Genomic DNA, 17,105 nt, shown 5'->3' on the forward strand with positions numbered 1-17,105 from the left:
TGCATGAAATGCAATAAGCCAATACAAGCATCTTTGCCGGCATGGGCAACTCGCCAGACCTGGTGCAACATGGCGGGGCTGCCAACCAAAGGAGAAGTTCGAATGCATCTCCCGAACGCGTGGACGGGCGCAATGTCACCAGGAAGCCTCGCGACCCCTAAGGGGTTGGACCTTGGCGGGGCTCAGGCTTTCCTGAAGCAGGCGGGTATCCGCTACGTGCTTGCGCAGTTCGTCGATCTGCATGGCGTCGCGAAGAGCAAAGCCGTTCCGGTCCAGCACCTTGAAGACCTCTTGAAGGAAGGGGCCGGATTTGCTGGTGGGGGCGCTTGGGGGCTTGGCCTACTTCCCCATGAAGCCGAATACATGGTGGTCTGCGAACTCGATACCCTGTTGGTGACCCCATGGGCCCCGGGATATGCACGCATGATGGGTGTCGGCACGGTGAAAGGGGCGCCTTATCCGATCGACACGCGTAATGTCCTCAAGAGGCAGGCCGCGCGACTTGCGGAGCGGGGCTGGACATTCAATACAGGCCTGGAGCCTGAGTTCATTCTCCTGCGACGCGAGCCGGACGGGAAGCTGTCGCCGTTCGACGGCACGGACACGCTCGCCAAGCCTGCTTATGATTATCGCGGCCTCATGCGCGGGCGAAGTTTCCTTGAGCGGGTGACGGAATGCCTACAAGCGGTCGGGATCAACGTCTATCAAATCGATCACGAAGACGCGAACGGGCAGTATGAAATCAACTTCAAATACGCCGACGCACTGAAGACAGCAGACCAGATCGTCTACTTCAAGATGGCGGCCTCGGAAATCGCGCATGATCTCGGCGCGATCTGCTCGTTCATGCCTAAGCCGCGCAGCAATTCGACTGGCAGTGGTATGCATATCCACTGCTCGATTGCCGATCGAGACGGGCAGAATCTCTTTCACGATGACGCGGACCCGCATGGAATGGGCTTGAGCAGGCTCGCCTATCATTTCCTGGGCGGTGTGCTTGCCCATGCAAAGGCGCTGACGGCGCTTCTGGCGCCAACCGTGAACTCTTACAAGCGTCTTGTCGTCGGTCACACGGTGTCCGGCGCGACGTGGGCTCCCGCCTTTATTGCTTATGGCGACAACAACCGCACCGCGATGGCGCGGATTCCCTACGGCAGGCTCGAGATTCGCACTGGCGACAGCAGCATGAATCCGTACCTCGCAACCGCGGCCCTCATCGCCGCCGGTCTCGATGGCATTGAGCGCAAGCTCGAGCCAGGCGCGCCCAGAAATGTCAACTTCTACGGTCTCTCGCTCGAGGCCATCAAGGAGATGGGCGTAGACCTTCTTCCGCAGACGCTCACTGAAGCGCTCGATGCGCTTGAGTCCGATCAGCTGTTTGCAGGCGCTCTCGGGGAGCAAGTGATCAAAGAGTTCACCTCGCTGAAGAGGTCGGAGTGGCTGGAATACCACCGCCACGTGTCCGACTGGGAAGTTGAAAGATATCTCAGCTTCTTTTGATCTCACCTGTGCCGGAGAGAAACATGTGTGGAATTGCAGGCCTGTTTATCAAAGGAACGCGACTTCAGCCGCACCTCGGCGAGCTGCTTGCGTCAATGACGTCGACCTTGTGTAGCCGGGGGCCCGACTCAGCCGGTTTTGCGCTGTATACGGACGGAACCCCAGAAAGAGCGAAACTTACGCTGACCTCTGTGGAAGGAAGATCCGACTTCGAGGCGCTCGGAGTGATGCTCTCACGATCAATTGGTGCTCCGCTTTCGGTGACGAGCCGTTACACGCACGCGGTTGTGACCGTGCCAACCGATCTCGTGAGACTGTGCCGCGATTGGCTCTTCGAGAACGCTCACGACGTTCGGATTCTGAGCGAGGGGTTCAATCTCGAGATCTACAAGGAAGTCGGTTATCCCGACGATGTCGCGCGTTCGTTCGACATTGCCTCGCTTTCTGGCACGCATGGCATCGCGCACACCCGCATGGCCACCGAGTCCGCAGTGACCACGACGGGCGCTCACCCGTTCTCGACCGGCCCCGATCAATGTCTGGTTCACAACGGTTCGCTCTCCAATCATGCATCTCTTCGGCGTGAGCTTCAGCGCGACGGTATTGCCCCCGCGACCGAGAACGACACCGAGGTCGCCGCAGGCTATCTGACCCGTGAGTTGAAGCGGGGCAGAACGCTTGGAGAGGCGTTAAAGTCGAGCGTGGAGGATCTGGACGGATTCTTCACCTTTGTGGTCGGGACCAAGAACGGCTTCGGCGTGCTGCGCGATCCAATCGCGTGCAAACCTGCGGTGATGGCAGAAACCGACGACTATGTGGCGTTTGCCTCCGAGTATCGGAGCCTGACATCCCTGCCGGGAATCAAAAGCGCGCAGGTTTTCGAGCCGAAGCCCGCAACAGCTTACTTCTGGGAGCACTAGGGAATGAACCAGATCGACATCGGCAACTGGTCGCAACGCGATCTGAATCAGCTCCGGTCGTCTAGCTACACCCGGAAGATTGATCTTCTGACGACGCCGCTTCGTGATCTCAACGCGATGTTGCAGGCGCTCGGCAGCGATACGAAGACCGGCGAGACGTCCGTTCGGGTCTTGAACCCCAACGGAGCACACGCGATTGCGGTCGGGATCGACGCGCCGCTCGATGTCGAGATCGCCGGCCATGTCGGCTACTATTGCGGCGGCATGAACAAGTGGGCCAGCATTGTCATCGATGGAAATGCCGGCCAGGGAGTCGGCGAAAACATGATGTCCGGTTTGATCCACGTCAAGGGCGATGCCAGCCAGTGTGCCGGCGCGACGGCTCATGGTGGCCTCCTTTTGATCGAAGGCAATGCGAGCGCCCGCTGCGGCATCTCCATGAAGGGGGTGGATATTGTCGTAAAGGGCGGTATCGGCCACCTGTCAGGCTTTATGGGCCAGGCCGGCCGCCTGGTTGCGTTTGGCGATGCCGGCGAAGCCTTGGGCGATTCGATCTACGAGGCCCGCATCTATGTTCGCGGTAAAGTCGAGAGTCTCGGCGCCGATTGCATCGAAAAGGAGCTGACGGACGAACATCGCGCCGAGCTCTTTGCGCTCCTCAAGCAGGCTGACGAGGCTCACAAGGTCGATGTATCGGACTTCCGGCGCTATGGGTCTGCTCGCAAGCTCTACAACTTCCACATCGACAATGCTGGGGCCTATTGATGAACACGATTGAGAAGACGTGGGGCTACATTCCGCCGCGCCCGTCCGCTACCTTTGACGAGCATGCGATTGCGGAAATCCGCCGCGCGGCCGCGACCGGCATTTACGACATCCGCGGTGGCGGCACCAAGCGGAAGGTGCCGCATTTCGATGACCTTCTATTCCTCGGCGCATCAATGTCGCGCTATCCTCTGGAGGGCTATCGGGAACGCTGCGAGACCAGCGTGGTCCTTGGGACGCGTTTTGCCAAAAAACCGATTGAGCTCGCGATCCCCGTGACCATCGCAGGCATGAGCTTCGGCGCTCTTTCGGCCCAGGCCAAAGAGGCGCTCGGCAGAGGAGCAAGTCTGGCCGGCACGTCCACCACGACAGGGGACGGAGGCATGACGCCGGAAGAGCGGGGCCAATCCAAGACACTTGTCTACCAATATTTGCCCTCAAGATACGGCATGAGCCCGGACGACCTGCGCAAGGCGGATGCAATCGAGATTGTCGTCGGGCAGGGCGCCAAGCCGGGGGGCGGCGGCATGCTGCTCGGGCAGAAGATCTCCGATCGCGTTGCCAAGATGCGATCTTTGCCCAAGGGAATCGATCAAAGATCGGCCTGTCGGCATCCGGACTGGACGGGGGCGGACGACCTGGAAATCAAGATACTCGAGCTGCGCGAACTGACAGGCTGGGAAAAGCCGATCTACCTGAAAATGGGCGCAAGCCGACCCTATTACGATGTTGCTCTCGCCGTGAAAGCCGGGGCGGACGTCGTGGTTCTCGACGGGATGCAGGGCGGTACCGCTGCGACACAGGATGTCTTCATCGAGCATGTCGGGATTCCGATTCTTGCGGCGATCCGGAGCGCGGTTAAGTCCCTGCAGGATCTTGGCATGCATCGAAAGGTACAATTGATTGTCTCGGGCGGGATTCGTAGCGGTGCCGACGTCGCCAAGGCTCTTGCACTGGGAGCGGATGCGGTCGCAATTGGGACCGCCGCGTTGATCGCACTCGGTGACAACGACCCCCGTTATGAGGACGAATACCGTGCGCTGGGGACCACCGCCGGCTGCTACGATGACTGGCACGAGGGCACAGATCCGGCCGGAATCACCACTCAGGATCCCGCTCTCTCGAAGCGGCTCGATCCGGTGCTCGCGGGCCGTAGGCTAGCGAACTACCTCAGGGTCCTCACGCTTGAAGCGCAGACGATCGCGCGTGCGTGCGGCAAGAGCCGCCTGCACAATCTGGAGCCGGAGGAACTTGTCGCGCTGACCGTCGAGGCAGCCGCCATGACACGGCTTCCGCTGGCGGGGACAGATTGGATACCTGGATACTAATCTGGCTTTCCTTTTAAGCCTGAGCTCGTGGCCTACCAGAGATCGCGACCACGGGCACACTTGGCAGGTGTCTGAGCAAGCAACCGCCCCTCGGACATGGTTTCGCCAGCGAGCTGGGCCCGCGAGACACATCCCATCTTTGCAAGGATGTCCTCGATGTGAGTCGAGGCCGTGCGCGGCGAAGTGTAACACTCTGATCACTTTGATGATTGACGAGACATTTCAGTCAGCTTCGTCAGGATGTCACCTTGGTTGTCGACCGCCTGCCTGCATGAACTGAGAGCTTCCCTAATGGCGACAAGAAACTTCCCGAGGGTGCTTGGAATTGAAGTTTTCCTGATGAGGTCTAGGTCCTGTAATGAGAGGACTAAGTATCTCGATTTTCCAAGCCTTTTCAGTCGCTCATCGTGTTTTAGCACCATGCGATTATAGTAAGCATTAGCTTCCTCTTGGTCTTTTCGTGTCGCGACGAGACTCGACAGCGCGATGTTCAGTATCTCGTTCTCGTACAATCCTCCGATAGTCAGAAGTGCTACGCGTGGGCCCACCCAGCCGAGGTTGATTGTAGGTAATCCGTTCGGCTGAATTTGCATAAGGATAGTGCCGACATGCTCTTCAACGAAGGCGACAGGATCATTTTGGAGCGCTTGTGCTGTGGCTGAGTTGGACACTCGTTCCAATGTAGGGATGATCCATTCCCGCTCGATCAATCCGCGGTTGATTGCGAAGGCCATGCTGATGACGTCGTCGGTATTCCGGCGCGCTATGCTATCCAGTAGAGCTTTCGCGCCAACGGCTGGACTGCGCGAAATAAACAGCGCAGCAAAATACTCCTGAAATGAGCGGTGGGTGAAAGCGTAATCAGTTCCTTCGATTTGAATGAGACAGGTCGACTCGATCATATCGCTAGTAAGATCGTCGATATTGATTTCGAGTCGTTCAAGCTCAAGCGCTTTTTGCAGGGCGGCCCTGAACTGCGACTTGGTGAAGATAAAGAGCTCCTGCAGATAAGTTACCATGCAGAAGGCCGACATGCAGTTTCGGAATTCATCTACCGAGAGGTTTGAATAGGTCTTTCTTTTATAGACGCCTTCCTTTGCGGCGTCGTGTATTGAGAACAGGGCGTCAAACGCTTTCTCGTAGAAGACGTGACGCTTCGTTGGAATGTGACCCGTCTGTTCAAAGGTCACGAGCATCATGATGCACAGGAGAGGATTGGACAAGAAAGTCTTATGAGTAACAAAGAGCCGGCTCTTCGCTTCCTTTAAGAATTTTTCCTTGATCTTTGCGTCATACTCAAGCTTGTCGATCAGTTCGGTCGCTTGTGGCTCCTCCAGGGGCTCAACGTAGACTGTGTCGAACGCTTCCCAACTTTCCAGTCTGCGGTCGGCATCTGGCCTGCTAGATACAATGATCTGGAGGTCGGGGCACTGTTCTCTGAGCTTTATGATCTGCGTTTCGATTTCCTTGCGGTCTTTGTGATTGATTTCGTCGAAGCCGTCGAGGATCAGCGAGAAGACGCCAGCCTTGAGGCTGTCCAAGAATTGCGATTCCGTAATCGTCGCATTTGAGCCGATGAGATTGTAGTAGAGGAATTCCTTTATATCTTTCTTTTCAGATGCGTTAATTTCCCTCAGCTCGAAGAAGAGTGGAATCTTGGAGCGTTCTGCCTTGCAAAGCTCGAGAAATAGATGGCGCATGAACATCGATTTCCCGCTGCCAGCATTGCCAGCAATCACAAAGCTGGCCCTATTGGACAAGCCAGCGATGAACGTCCTGTCGGTGACCAGGTTGCGGCGCATCCGTAATCTGGTTTGGACATAAATGTTGTAGATGTGGGTGGAATGGTCGCGGTTGATGATCGGTGTTCGAACATAGGAACACTTCCTGATTTTTGCTTCGGTGTATTTCGTAAGGTCCTTGGTGATGGTCGCAAGGACTTTGGCGACTACGCTTCTGATGCCCTTGGAAGCGGCGGCCACGGCGTTGTTGATTTGACCTTGGATGACCGAGGCGGCGAGCTTCGCGAAATCGATTTCCGGCGTCATTGCTTCTCTTGAATAAATAGAACGGACTAAAATGCGCGACTGATTCGGCTTCGTAGTGTTACGAATTCAACCAACAGGAGCAACAAAAAGAGCGCGGTTTGGTTCGGCCCCCTTTACACGAGCTCGGGCTCTTCGATGATCGCTGTTTGACCAAAACTTCGCGGCGAGTCCCGCCAAGGTCACGTTTTCCAGCATCGCATCATGCGGGATAAGCACATAGCACCATGGCTTGCCGCCGTAGGTCTTGGCGTGATCGTTGGCGTGCCCCACCCATGTCCGGGCGGCCTTCGCCTTGGCCTTCACCGTCCCATCCTCGAGGTCGCGCCGGACCTTGATTTCCACGATGAGCTTTTCGGCTTTCGTCTCCACCACAAAATCGGGCTCGTAATGCTCGCCGCGCCGGAGTTCGATTTGGAATTGTTTGCCACCCGGCTTTACCCACCGCAGCACGCCGGCTCATGGTCGGAGTCGATCAAGCTTGAAGCCGCCATAGACATAGCGCCGCGTGTCGCTTGGTGGCACGACAGGCGCGGAAATCGCGCACCGCCTTGGCGTCACCGACTCGGAAATCGATGCTTTGCAGCACCTAAGAACCACTTGAAACCCGCGCGCGATATTTCTTCGGCGTCTCGATGTAATGGCCAACCTCGGCGGCAAGGATCGCGCCGCGCGGGATCGGCGGCTGCAAGGCGAACAGCGCGGCGTCGACCTGATGCGGGTTCATGTCCACGCGCGCCGTCGAAAGGGATTTCGCGAAGGCGTCTTCGTCGACGCCTTCGAGCGTGATCCGGTGCGCAAGGTACCGGCTGTGGTATGCGGTGTAGTCCGTTCATCTGCCCCTATCGGCGATCCGTACGGATTACCGATCTCAACCCAGTTTCTTGTTTGTTCTAGCCCGCTTCGCCACTCGCGCAAGAGGCCATAGCCTCTATACTCGTCCAAAACGAGTGATTCTTTCGGGCATTACACGCGCTTGGCAGGCGGCAGGGCCTAGCCGGTCAAAATCGCAAGCATCGGCGCAGGGGGATGGGCGTTAAGGCGTGCTGAAACGTATCTCACCGATCCAATTCGACCTCGCACCGAAACAGGGCCGCACCAAACCGTCGTTCATTACCTGTGAATTGGCGAGCGGGGAACCAATCGAAGTGGTCGCTAAGTTCGCTGGCGGTTGCGACCTTGGCAATGTCAGCCTCGCAAGAGAGATCATTGGCGCGTGTCTCGCGGGCGACCTCCGCTTACCAGTGCCAGAGCCATTCTTGATTGAAGCGACTACGGAATGGGTCGACACGATTCCCGACCCCGAACGACGCGGCAAAGCACGACGCGGATCGCTTATCGGATTTGGCTCTCGTCTCGTTATCGGGCAATTCGACATTTGGAAGCCCGGCAACGTGATTTCGGACGCGATGCTGCCGGCCGCAGCCGCCATCTTCACCTTTGACGGGATCATCCAAAACCCTGACCGAAGGTCGGATAACCCGAATTGCCTCGTTCGCGGCGACGACTTGCGTATTTTCGACCACGAGTTGGCTTTTTCTCATGATCTACCTATCTTTGGGCAGCAATGGAGCCCCCCTTGGGTCATAGGCGGTCTTAAGTCTATGGAAACGAATGGGAATCATATTTTCCGGGCGGGGCTCAAAGGGCGTTCCATCGACTTCGGGCCAATCCGTGCCGCATGGTCAGGCTTGTCGGACGCCCAGATCACGGATTATGAAAAGGCACTTCCAGCCGAATGGACCGACGTAGCGAGCGCTGCGGCAAGCGCGACCAAGCTGATTCGGGACGCACGAGACAACATTGATGCAGTTTTGGAAGAAGTGAAGCGGGTGCTCTCATGACAGACAAGGCAGCATACAGCTACACGCTACTCCGGTACTTTCACGACGTACTGACGGGCGAGTTCGTCAATGTTGGCGTGGTTCTCTTCGTGCCGTCCAAGGGTCTTGTTCGCTACAAAATGCGCGGCACGATTGGACGCCTGAAGGGCGTTTTCCCGGACATTGATCGCAAAGCCTTCCTGTCGTCGATGACCGCCGTGCGCAAGGGCTTGCAACTGGTCACCAAGCACGAAAGGGAAGCTGGCCTCCTGAAGAGTGAAGGCGACGCAGCCGCCATCGCGCGCCGTGCCGTGCCGCCCGACGATAGCTCTCTTCAATGGTCACCATCTGGCACCGGGTTGACCGCAAATCCAGATGAGGCATTGGATCGTCTCTTTGATAGACACGTGTCGCGGTACGATACGCATCATCGTTCCCGCCGCTCCGACGATGATGTTTGGCGTCCGGTTCGCCAGAAGCTCGAAGAGCGCAACCTCGCGCAACATCTTCAGGAAAAATCCATCAGCGGCACCGTGGACGACATTGTCTTTAAGCACGCGTGGAAGAATGGCCAGTGGCATGTCTATGAGCCACTGTCCTTCGACCTTGCCGACGCTGACGGCATCAAGACGAAGGCGCGCGAATGGCTCGGGCATCTGTCCGCTGTCGTTGCCGATGGCAAGGCCGAACAATTCAAGCCGCACTTTATCGTTGGCGCTCCCACTAATCCGACATTGCAGGATGCTTATCGCAGCGCCATAGCCATCCTCGAACGGGCTCCGAACCATCCGGAAGTTTTCGAAGAGGGGCAGCTTGATAAGCTCGTTGCCCAAATCGAGGATGAAGTGCGGGAACACAACGCCCGCGCTTGACGCGCGGTGTGCACAACTTCCGGCCAAGAATTCCAGCTTTTAACGAATTCGATCTTAGACTAGGCCCAGTACCAGCCCCAGATGGTGGACAATGCAATCGAGCCGTGCGGTCCGGTGCCACCGGGACGGGAGAGCATTTGTCCCCGAACCGTCCAGCGAAAATCCGCCGCCGACAATGAGGCACCTCGCAAACGAACCTCCGTGTGATCACGCGGAGGCGTATTCCCCTCAACACGGGCAGCGGTTGGGCAGGACCGTTGGTGCGGGAGCGCGGTCGCTCCTCGCCTCGGTTCAGCGCAAGTCGTGGGTACGCAGATTGGCTTGCGGTGCCATTAAGCGTCTGATTTATTTGCTATTTGTTGCGTGCTGGAAATCTGGCTGGGGAGCCTGGATACTAGCCCTTCTTTTCAAGCTTGAGGTCGCGGCCTACCAGACATCGCGACCACGGGCGCGCTTGGCAGGTGTCTGAGCAAGCAACAGTCCCTCGGACATGGCTTTCGCCGCGAGCTGGGTTCGCGAGACACATCCCATCTTTGCAAGGATGTGCTCGATGTGAGTCGAGACCGTGCGCGGCGAGACGAACAGCTGGTCCGCGATTTGCGGATTTGACGCGCCGGTTGCAACCAGATGCAAGACCTGGATCTCTCTGAACGAGAGATCGTATGGCCACGAAATCTGTTCCTCCGTGACCAGGACCATGTTGCGCTGACAAGGTATGATTGAAACCCGGTGGCAATGGCCGGCATCATCGCTCCACAGGAAGCGCCGCGGCATCCACGGCCTGAGCATTTCCAGGAGCTGTTGACGCAATGCGCCGCCTTCGCCGAGGTGGGGTCCCGGTGCGCGTGCCAGCAAATTAAAAGTTGCGCCACTCGAAGATATGACCAGCGCGAACGAATTAGGAGCTACGCCTTCGGCGAGCAGACGCGGCGTTCTCAGCCGGTCGCACAGCTCAGCCAGAATGGGGCGAAATCGCTGAGTGATCTCTCTGCGCTCATCCGTTGCGGCGCTCGAAGCCGTCCAGTTCATATGGAAGGCGCCGACGTAGCGTCCATCCGGTAACCGCAGGCACATGGTCGAGCCTTCGTGGAAGCCTGACGGAATGAGATATTCGCGGGCCGTCAGAGTGTCGGGAAACCAAAGATCCCAGTCCTGCTCACAGTCCCGCCACCTGAGAGAGCGCGGATCGTCGCGATGCGCAATGGCAAAAGCAGGATTGCCTGTCACGAAATCATCGTTGATGTGCTCGAGCAGTTTCTCGCAGTAACCGTCGCTTGCAAGCGTCTGATGGAGATGGGTCTGAGACAGAGGATCCCAGGCCGTCAGAGTGAAAGCAGAGCACCGCACCAGGTCGCGGATAAGTCGCGTTACCTCCGAAGTTCTGTCAATCAGCTGCGCGCGTGGATCGACGGATGCCGCATCCCACGGAACAATCACCGAACTCTCTAAGTGTGCTCTCACTGCTTCCCCCTGAGATATTATTCCGGAAGGAGCCAGCCGGTAGCGTTCGGTTTGATGCTAATTTTCTTTTGAGCGGCTGTCGTGCCGCCTTATTGCTCTCGGCGGCTCGAATTGGCTCGTTTTGCTGACGAGCTTACGACAGATAAGACCTGTTGGCACCGGCTATTTTGCCTGTCCGACGACCGTAAAGGGCTGGCCGATTCGCTTGGGCCCGGCACTTCGGGGCCAACAATCATAAGTTGTTCTATGATGTCGGAGCTACATGAACTCGATGGCGCCTCGAGGGCTGCCGCATCGAACGGGCCAGTTCTTTCCGATCCAATGAGCCGTGCGCCACCCGCGCTGCCCCGCGCAAAATCGGTCAACTGACGTATTGAAGCAAGGTGTTGCGCGTCCGAAGCTTGGCAATGGCAGCACTTGATTTCGCAATGTCTGGCGACGGCGTTGGCAGGGAGAAGGTCTGCGGTGGGAGGCATCACACGCTCATCGATACGACGGCGAGAGGATGATCGGAAAATAGCTGCGATAAAGCCAAGAGGAGACGACAATGCCCAACTGCTCGGAAAGTCTCAGAAATGGCAGAGCCACGCGATGCGCAGTCTGTAATGGCAGGTTTGGCCTTATCCGGCACTACTCATGGCGGACCCCTCTTTGTTCAAAGAAGTGCGTCGATCGCTTCAGAGCTCGCCGGGAAGCCGACGGCAATTGGGTGGGCAAGCTACTCGCCGGCAAATCGATAACACACTCGGACGTTCAAACAGGGCCCGCGTGATTGTCTGCCGGCGGTGGCGCGGATGACCCTCCATCGGACGATCTGACCACGCTGGCGGCGATCGAGGAGCCTGGCAGGCGGATGGTCCGGCTGCGCAAAAACCTTAAGTGCCGATATCAATTGACTTGCATATAATAAAAATAACTTGCATGAAATGCAAAGCAGCGATACCGTTTTACGTATCGGTAAGCGCAGCCGGATCCATCAAGCCGATCTCGATAAGCGCAGGAGGAGGACTTGAAATGACTTCAAAGCTGACCAGACGGACAGTGACGGCAGCCCTTGGCGCGGGCTTGGCCATGCCCTGGATTTTGCGCTCACATGCCTTGGGCGGACAGCCCATCGTGATTGGAATTCCCGCAGCGCAGACGTCAGCCGCGGGGGTGGCTGATCATCTGGACTTCGTCCAGGGGACAACGCTCGCGGTCGAAGAGATAAATGCCACCGGTGGCGTGCTCGGCCGCGAGCTCAAGATCTTCACAGTCGATATTGATGTGCTCTCGCCGGAAAGCAGCAAGCAAGCGATTGCTGCATGTATCGATGCGAAAGTCGATGCCATCTCCTTTGCGTTTACGCTGGTGCCAGTGCCGGCGATGGATGCCTCCGTCAAATACAAGTGTCCTTGGATCCACGGCAGCGCACAACGTGCCGGGAGCGAGGCCGTCAAAAACAATCCCGAAAAGTATAGCCACGTCTTTCAGACGCCTCCCTCGGAAGTCGATTACGGCTGGACCTATCCAATCTGGCTCGAGCACGAAGAAAAACGAGGAGTCTGGAAACCCAAAAACCGCAAGGTTCACATCGTCCAGGAGCAGGTCGCTTACTGCCAAACTATTTCCAAAGCGGCGCAAGAGGCGTTCAAGAAGCGCGGCAACTTTGAAGTGGCGCGGATCACCGATATTCAATTTCCGGTCCAGGACTGGGCGCCGGTCATCCGCGAGATGAAGGAGGTCGGAGCTGCGGCGATCATGGTCGATCATTGGGTCGCGGCCGAATATGCGGCGTTCTGCAAGCAGTTCGTTGCCGATCCCGTGCCGGACTCTCTGGTCTACCTCCAGTACGGTCCTTCTCAGCCCGAGTTTCTACAGCTGGCCGGCAGCTCTGCAAACGGCTTCGCCTGGTCGACGACCATGGGTCTTTATGCAGACGAGAGGGGGCGCGCGTTCGCGCGCAAATACAAGACGCGCTTCCCGGGAATCATGGGATTTGCCTATCCGAGCATCTCGTACGACCAGACCTACTACCTGAAAAGGGCTTGGGAGGCGGTCGGCGATCCCCGCAAATTCAAGGAGGTCTGTGACTGGATCCGGGCCAACCCTCAGCGCGGGGTCAGTGGCTTCATGAACATGAACAATGCGTATCAGGAGAGTTTTCACTTCCCGAACAATGGCGGTGACACGCTTCAAGTGTCTGACATCGATAAGGGCGTGTCTCAGCTCTACTTCCAGGTTCAGGGCGTGGAGCACAAGCTGATCTTCCCGAACGAAGTTGCCGAATCCAAGCTTCAAAAGGCTCCCTGGTGGTCCTGATGTTGAAGAACACGTACGAGAGCCGATCTTTGGGCAACAAACCCTTTCAGCCGCTGTTCTCGTGCAGCGGCATCCATCTCGACCTCGGCGGACGGGAAATCCTTCGCAACATCAATGTTCACGTCGGGGTCGGGGAGGTACTCGGCGTCATTGGTCCCAATGGCGCCGGTAAGACGAGCCTGTTCGAAGTGTTATCCGGGCGAATGGCACCTAAGGCGGGTCAAGTGACCTTCAAGGGTCAGGATGTCACCTCGCTGCCATTGCATCGAAGAGCCAGGCTCGGGATCGGCCGGACCTACCAGACGCCGGTTATTCCGGAAGAGTTGACGGTCGGCGAAACCTTCAAGGCCGCGCGACAAGCCTTTCAGCCCTATCTGACGAAGTTCGATGCGGAATATGGCGCTGAGCTCGTCAATTTGAAAGTGGACGAGGATGTCCCGACAGCTCAGCTCGAAACACTCAACCGCAGAAAGCTTCTGCTCGCCTGCCTTCTGATGCGCCGGCCCTCGTTGTTGCTGATGGACGAGCCCGCAGCCGGTCTGATCAATTCTGAGGTGGAGGAAATCGATTTCCTCCTCCGGCTGCTGTCAAAGGAAATGAACATCGCGATCATCATCGTTGAGCACCGAATTGAGCTTTTGGGAACGATTGCGGATCGCGTCATGGTGATGGATGCAGGAGAGGTAATCTCCGAAGGCTCGATGGCGAAGGTGCTCACCGATCCCAAGGTCCACGCAGCCTACTTTGAAAACGTAGACGAGGCAGCCTGACATGAACGTCATGCAGCAGGACTTGGGCCGAACGGCACATACGCAGGTGCAGCGACGCGAGGTGCTCAACGTCTGCGGCCTATCGGCCGGATACGGCCCCATGAGGGTCATTCACGACCTTGATCTGATTGTCAGTTCCGGAGAACGCATCGGCATCGTGGGCCTGAACGGCCACGGAAAATCGACCCTGTTCTACGCCATTGCCGGACTGACGGGATGGCAACGGGGTTCCATCAAGCTCAATGGCATCGAAGTCGGCCGTACGCGCAGCCAAGGCCCTGGACGATACACGCACCAGATTGTGCGCGCAGGTCTCGCTCTCATCCCGCAAGGCGATGAGATCTTTCATGGTCTGACTGTCGAAGAGCATCTTGATTCCGGGGCCTTCACCTTGCGCTCCTGGCGCGAGCGGAAGGAACGCAAGGAGCGCATCCTGCAGATTTTTCCACCTCTGAAGAAGCTGATGGCTGTTCCCGTTGGTCGACTGTCGGGTGGTGAGCGACGAATGGTGTCGATCGGCCGCGGCTTGATGGGGGAGGCGTCGCTCTTTCTGGTCGACGAACCATCCCTCGGGCTCGCGCCAAAAATCGGCAAGAACGTCATCGACGCGCTCATGGCGCTCGATCTCGGCGGGTCCGCGATGGTGATCGCGGAGCAGAATGTCTCCCTGCTTGAGGGGCGTGTTGATCGGATCATCGGGATGCATGTGGGCAAACTCAAGGGCGAGGCATCTGCCGCGCTGATGCTGCACGACCACGGAAGGGCGTGACGATGGATGTCTGGTTTGTTGTCAGCAATACGATTCTATTAGCGTGCATTTACGGCACGCTTGCCATCGGCGTATCCATCACATGGTCAAGCCTGGGGCTGCTCAATCTTGCCTATGGGTTCATCTTCGCATTTGCAGGCTATGGTGCCTGGCTATTTGCCCAGCATGTCTCGACCTGGGGACCGGCCGTTCTTGCAAGCGGTGTTCTGGCCGGGGCTTTAGGCGGACTGCTTGTCTGCGCGCTCGCCTTCATTCCCATCCATGACAAGCCGAACTTTACCATCCGCGGGTTGATTGCGACGCTTGCGATCAACCTGATCGGAACACAGTCGCTGCTGTGGTGGTTCGGACCGCGCTCCAAGAGCTTGCCCGAGATCTTTGGAACCTGGAAGCTCTCTCTTTCCGGAATGACCTTGACGGCCGATAAAGTGGGCAACGTCATCACGTCGGTCGTGATGCTTCTGCTCGTGCTCAGGTGGATGCGGTCAAGCCGCCGCGGACTCGAGATCCGCGCAATGATGATGAATCCTCATGCCGCCTCCATCGTCGGCATCGGCGTGCGGCGAACATCATTCTACGTGATGGCGATCACGGGAGCCCTGGCAGGGTTGGCAGCAGTCCTTCTGTCGCAGACCTATTACATTTCTCCCTTTGGCGGTCTTACGCCGATGATCAAGGCCGTGAGCATTGCGCTGTGCGGCGGGCTTGGAAGCGTCCAAGGCGCAGTCATTGCCGCGGTCGTGCTCGGACTGAATGAAGCGCTCACAACAGTTTCGATCGGCGGCCGCTACGTCCTGATCACGCAGTTCTTGATGATCATCCTGATCCTGCTGGTACGCCCGAGAGGGATCGCGGGAATTCTCGACCGGGCCAGGGAGGCTTAAAGCATGACTGAGGGCAGCCAAGCTCAAAGAACGTGGCGAAACCCGTTGTTCGCCTGGGATAGCGGGCAGGAAGTAGAACAGCTTCCGACCGCGTCCTACGTCAGTCACCAGGAGATCTGGGAGACAACGCGCTCCTCAAGGACCAAGCTCTTTCAGGTCGGACGGCTGCGGTACTACCACAAATGGGCAGGCCACGGCCAACGCACCTGGCGCCGCCGCCGCTACTGGCCGACGCGCCGCCGCATGCTGCGTATTCGGGGAGAGTACAACGACAAAAGCCTTCGACGCGAAAAGACCATTGTCGACAAACGTCCGATCTGGTGGGTGATGGGACTGATCGCGTTGGCCTTGGTCCCCTTGGTCGCCCCCGAGAGCCTGGAAAACACGCTGCTCACGGCTGGCGTGACCTTCGGAATCTATGCCGCTATCAATCTGTGTTGGATGCTGGTTATCGGCACCGCGAGCATCTTCTCGCTGGCCACCTATGCCATCGTCGGTACGGCCGCATTCATTACGGCATATGCGTCGACCACCCTTGGCCTGCCCTGGTGGCTGTTGCCGCCGCTTGGAGCGATCGTCGGGTTCATCTTCGGGGGCATCATTGCGCTGCCGGCAACGAGGCTCGATGGCTTCTACTACGCCTTGTTGACGCTCGGGCTCAATGAACTCTGCCGCGTGTATTTCGTGACGTCCAGAGAGTTCGGCTCGGCCACCGGCGGGCTCTATGGTGCCGCAACATACATCCCCCAGGACTGGTCTTCGACCGGACAGCTGCAGCTCGCCTACTATGCTTGTTTTGCGCTGATGTTGCTTGCGCTGCTGCTCTATCGTTTCATCAATGGGCGACGGCTCGGGCGCATATTGCGAATAGCGCCGGAAAAACGTGAGGCGTTTGCCGAAGCTACCGGCGTCAATTTCCGTCAGGCGCGCGTGCGCGTGTTCCTGATCTCCTCCGTCGGGCTGGGATTTATCGGCGGCTTCTATTCGGCAAATTACGGCGGCGTGGCGTTCTCCATCTTCAGTTTTGACACGGTGTTGCTGGGCCTCGCCATGCTCGTGATCGGGGGAATCGGACGGTCCGAAGGCGCTGTGGTCGGGACATTGATTGTCGTGTTCTTCGACAAAGTCCTGATTACGCTCGGACCGATACGCCTGATCATCATCGGGCTGATCATGCTGTTCGTTGTGCTCTATCTTCGCAACGGCCTGTTCGGCATCAAGCAGCAGTTCCGGACCTGGAGAAACAAGAAGAAGAGCGAGCGTCGCTCCGCCCGCGCCGAGAAGGGTGGCGAAATGCTGCCCGAGGAAGCGACCGAAGCCGATAATCCGGATGACGTCTATCGCCGCCGCTACGACAAAATGCAGCGCGAGTTCTTAAAAGAGCTGGTGACCCCTGAGGTGATTGAGGAGCATCGGCGCGCGCCGCAGGGCCAGCACAGCGAGTCATTGGAGCGGCTTCTGATCTACTTCAGGAATCAGCCGCAACCGGACAAATACGCGATCACCGCGCTTCAGTCGATCAACGGCTACCGAATTGTCGCGCTCTCAGGTCACCGGGGCGTCGCCCCTCGCGTGGTCGAGGACAAGATCTACAGGTCGCCTGTGGAAGCCTATCACGGGGTGTTTCTGCGCCGGGTGCAGGATCTTCTCGAGTCCTAAAGCCGCAA

At 57.8% G+C, this 17,105-nt stretch carries 15 protein-coding genes; 11 read left to right on the forward strand and 4 right to left on the reverse strand.

Going from position 1 to position 17,105, the window contains the following annotated elements; all coding sequences use genetic code 11:
- Positions 1–102: 102 nt before the first annotated feature.
- From glnT to P6U30_RS10285, 4 genes are all read left to right on the forward strand, one after another.
- A complete protein-coding gene (gene glnT / locus P6U30_RS10270; protein ID WP_407169092.1) occupies positions 103–1,500 on the forward strand; it encodes a type III glutamate--ammonia ligase in 1,398 nt (465 codons plus the stop codon).
- Positions 1,501–1,523: 23 nt separating this feature from the next.
- Positions 1,524–2,420, forward strand: coding sequence for a class II glutamine amidotransferase (locus tag P6U30_RS10275; protein WP_407169093.1), 897 nt, complete (start codon positions 1,524–1,526; stop codon positions 2,418–2,420).
- A gap of 117 nt (positions 2,421–2,537) precedes the next feature.
- The gene (locus P6U30_RS10280) at positions 2,538–3,185 is read left to right on the forward strand and encodes a protein glxC (RefSeq protein WP_407170414.1); all 648 of its coding nucleotides are present in this window, start codon (positions 2,538–2,540) and stop codon (positions 3,183–3,185) included.
- Positions 3,185–4,513 (forward strand): FMN-binding glutamate synthase family protein, encoded by a 1,329-nt coding sequence (locus tag P6U30_RS10285; protein WP_407169094.1) that lies wholly within the window; start codon positions 3,185–3,187, stop codon positions 4,511–4,513. The genes P6U30_RS10280 and P6U30_RS10285 overlap by 1 nt, the downstream gene beginning before the upstream one ends.
- 197 nt (positions 4,514–4,710) lie before the next feature.
- Here the strand turns inward: P6U30_RS10285 and P6U30_RS10290 are convergent, their stop codons facing one another.
- The 3 genes from P6U30_RS10290 to P6U30_RS10300 all read right to left on the reverse strand — a co-directional run bounded on the left by P6U30_RS10290 (position 4,711) and on the right by P6U30_RS10300 (position 7,285).
- Positions 4,711–6,561, reverse strand: a complete 1,851-nt coding sequence (locus P6U30_RS10290; protein WP_280973307.1) for an NACHT domain-containing NTPase — start codon at positions 6,559–6,561, stop codon at positions 4,711–4,713.
- A 66-nt stretch (positions 6,562–6,627) separates the two neighbouring features.
- Positions 6,628–7,011, reverse strand: a complete 384-nt coding sequence (locus tag P6U30_RS10295; RefSeq protein ID WP_407169095.1) for a hypothetical protein — start codon at positions 7,009–7,011, stop codon at positions 6,628–6,630.
- Between the two features lie 136 nt (positions 7,012–7,147).
- Positions 7,148–7,285: a hypothetical protein gene (locus P6U30_RS10300; protein ID WP_407169096.1), complete on the reverse strand. Its 138-nt coding sequence runs from the start codon at positions 7,283–7,285 to the stop codon at positions 7,148–7,150.
- A gap of 316 nt (positions 7,286–7,601) precedes the next feature.
- Here P6U30_RS10300 and P6U30_RS10305 point away from each other — a divergent pair, with 316 nt between their 5' ends.
- Complete coding sequence (locus P6U30_RS10305; protein ID WP_280973302.1) at positions 7,602–8,402, forward strand: HipA family kinase; 801 nt, start codon at positions 7,602–7,604, stop codon at positions 8,400–8,402.
- Positions 8,399–9,253, forward strand: coding sequence for a DUF3037 domain-containing protein (locus P6U30_RS10310; RefSeq protein WP_280973301.1), 855 nt, complete (start codon positions 8,399–8,401; stop codon positions 9,251–9,253). Before P6U30_RS10305 ends, P6U30_RS10310 begins: the two co-directional genes overlap by 4 nt.
- 426 nt (positions 9,254–9,679) lie before the next feature.
- Here the strand turns inward: P6U30_RS10310 and P6U30_RS10315 are convergent, their stop codons facing one another.
- Positions 9,680–10,690: a response regulator transcription factor gene (locus P6U30_RS10315; RefSeq protein WP_407169097.1), complete on the reverse strand. Its 1,011-nt coding sequence runs from the start codon at positions 10,688–10,690 to the stop codon at positions 9,680–9,682.
- A gap of 1,038 nt (positions 10,691–11,728) precedes the next feature.
- On the opposite strand from P6U30_RS10315, the gene P6U30_RS10320 reads away from it, so the two are divergent.
- The 5 genes from P6U30_RS10320 to P6U30_RS10340 are packed head-to-tail and all read left to right on the forward strand — an operon-like array spanning position 11,729 to position 17,097.
- Positions 11,729–13,015 (forward strand): ABC transporter substrate-binding protein, encoded by a 1,287-nt coding sequence (locus tag P6U30_RS10320; protein WP_280973299.1) that lies wholly within the window; start codon positions 11,729–11,731, stop codon positions 13,013–13,015.
- On the forward strand, positions 13,015–13,785 hold the full coding sequence (locus P6U30_RS10325; protein WP_407169098.1) for an ABC transporter ATP-binding protein: 771 nt from the start codon (positions 13,015–13,017) through the stop codon (positions 13,783–13,785). Before P6U30_RS10320 ends, P6U30_RS10325 begins: the two co-directional genes overlap by 1 nt.
- Position 13,786: 1 nt before the next feature.
- Positions 13,787–14,554, forward strand: a complete 768-nt coding sequence (locus P6U30_RS10330; protein ID WP_280973297.1) for an ABC transporter ATP-binding protein — start codon at positions 13,787–13,789, stop codon at positions 14,552–14,554.
- 2 nt (positions 14,555–14,556) lie between these two features.
- The gene (locus P6U30_RS10335) at positions 14,557–15,438 is read left to right on the forward strand and encodes a branched-chain amino acid ABC transporter permease (protein ID WP_280973296.1); all 882 of its coding nucleotides are present in this window, start codon (positions 14,557–14,559) and stop codon (positions 15,436–15,438) included.
- A 3-nt stretch (positions 15,439–15,441) separates the two neighbouring features.
- Positions 15,442–17,097, forward strand: coding sequence for an ABC transporter permease subunit (locus tag P6U30_RS10340; RefSeq protein WP_280973295.1), 1,656 nt, complete (start codon positions 15,442–15,444; stop codon positions 17,095–17,097).
- Positions 17,098–17,105: the final 8 nt, after the last annotated feature.

The sequence above is a fragment of the Bradyrhizobium sp. ORS 111 genome (assembly GCF_045571485.1).
Lineage (GTDB): Bacteria > Pseudomonadota > Alphaproteobacteria > Rhizobiales > Xanthobacteraceae > Bradyrhizobium.

Excerpts from the sequence above, each read along its gene's own strand:
- glnT (WP_407169092.1), top strand. The coding sequence starts at position 103 with ATGCATCTCCCGAACGCGTGGACGGGCGCAATGTCACCAGGAAGCCTC.
- P6U30_RS10335 (WP_280973296.1), top strand. The coding sequence starts at position 14,557 with ATGGATGTCTGGTTTGTTGTCAGCAATACGATTCTATTAGCGTGCATT.
- P6U30_RS10300 (WP_407169096.1), bottom strand. The coding sequence starts at position 7,285 with ATGAACCCGCATCAGGTCGACGCCGCGCTGTTCGCCTTGCAGCCGCCG.
- P6U30_RS10320 (WP_280973299.1), top strand. The coding sequence starts at position 11,729 with ATGACTTCAAAGCTGACCAGACGGACAGTGACGGCAGCCCTTGGCGCG.
- P6U30_RS10275 (WP_407169093.1), top strand. The coding sequence starts at position 1,524 with ATGTGTGGAATTGCAGGCCTGTTTATCAAAGGAACGCGACTTCAGCCG.
- P6U30_RS10325 (WP_407169098.1), top strand. The coding sequence starts at position 13,015 with ATGTTGAAGAACACGTACGAGAGCCGATCTTTGGGCAACAAACCCTTT.
- P6U30_RS10310 (WP_280973301.1), top strand. The coding sequence starts at position 8,399 with ATGACAGACAAGGCAGCATACAGCTACACGCTACTCCGGTACTTTCAC.
- P6U30_RS10340 (WP_280973295.1), top strand. The coding sequence starts at position 15,442 with ATGACTGAGGGCAGCCAAGCTCAAAGAACGTGGCGAAACCCGTTGTTC.
- P6U30_RS10285 (WP_407169094.1), top strand. The coding sequence starts at position 3,185 with ATGAACACGATTGAGAAGACGTGGGGCTACATTCCGCCGCGCCCGTCC.
- P6U30_RS10330 (WP_280973297.1), top strand. The coding sequence starts at position 13,787 with ATGAACGTCATGCAGCAGGACTTGGGCCGAACGGCACATACGCAGGTG.
- P6U30_RS10290 (WP_280973307.1), bottom strand. The coding sequence starts at position 6,561 with ATGACGCCGGAAATCGATTTCGCGAAGCTCGCCGCCTCGGTCATCCAA.
- P6U30_RS10280 (WP_407170414.1), top strand. The coding sequence starts at position 2,538 with ATGTTGCAGGCGCTCGGCAGCGATACGAAGACCGGCGAGACGTCCGTT.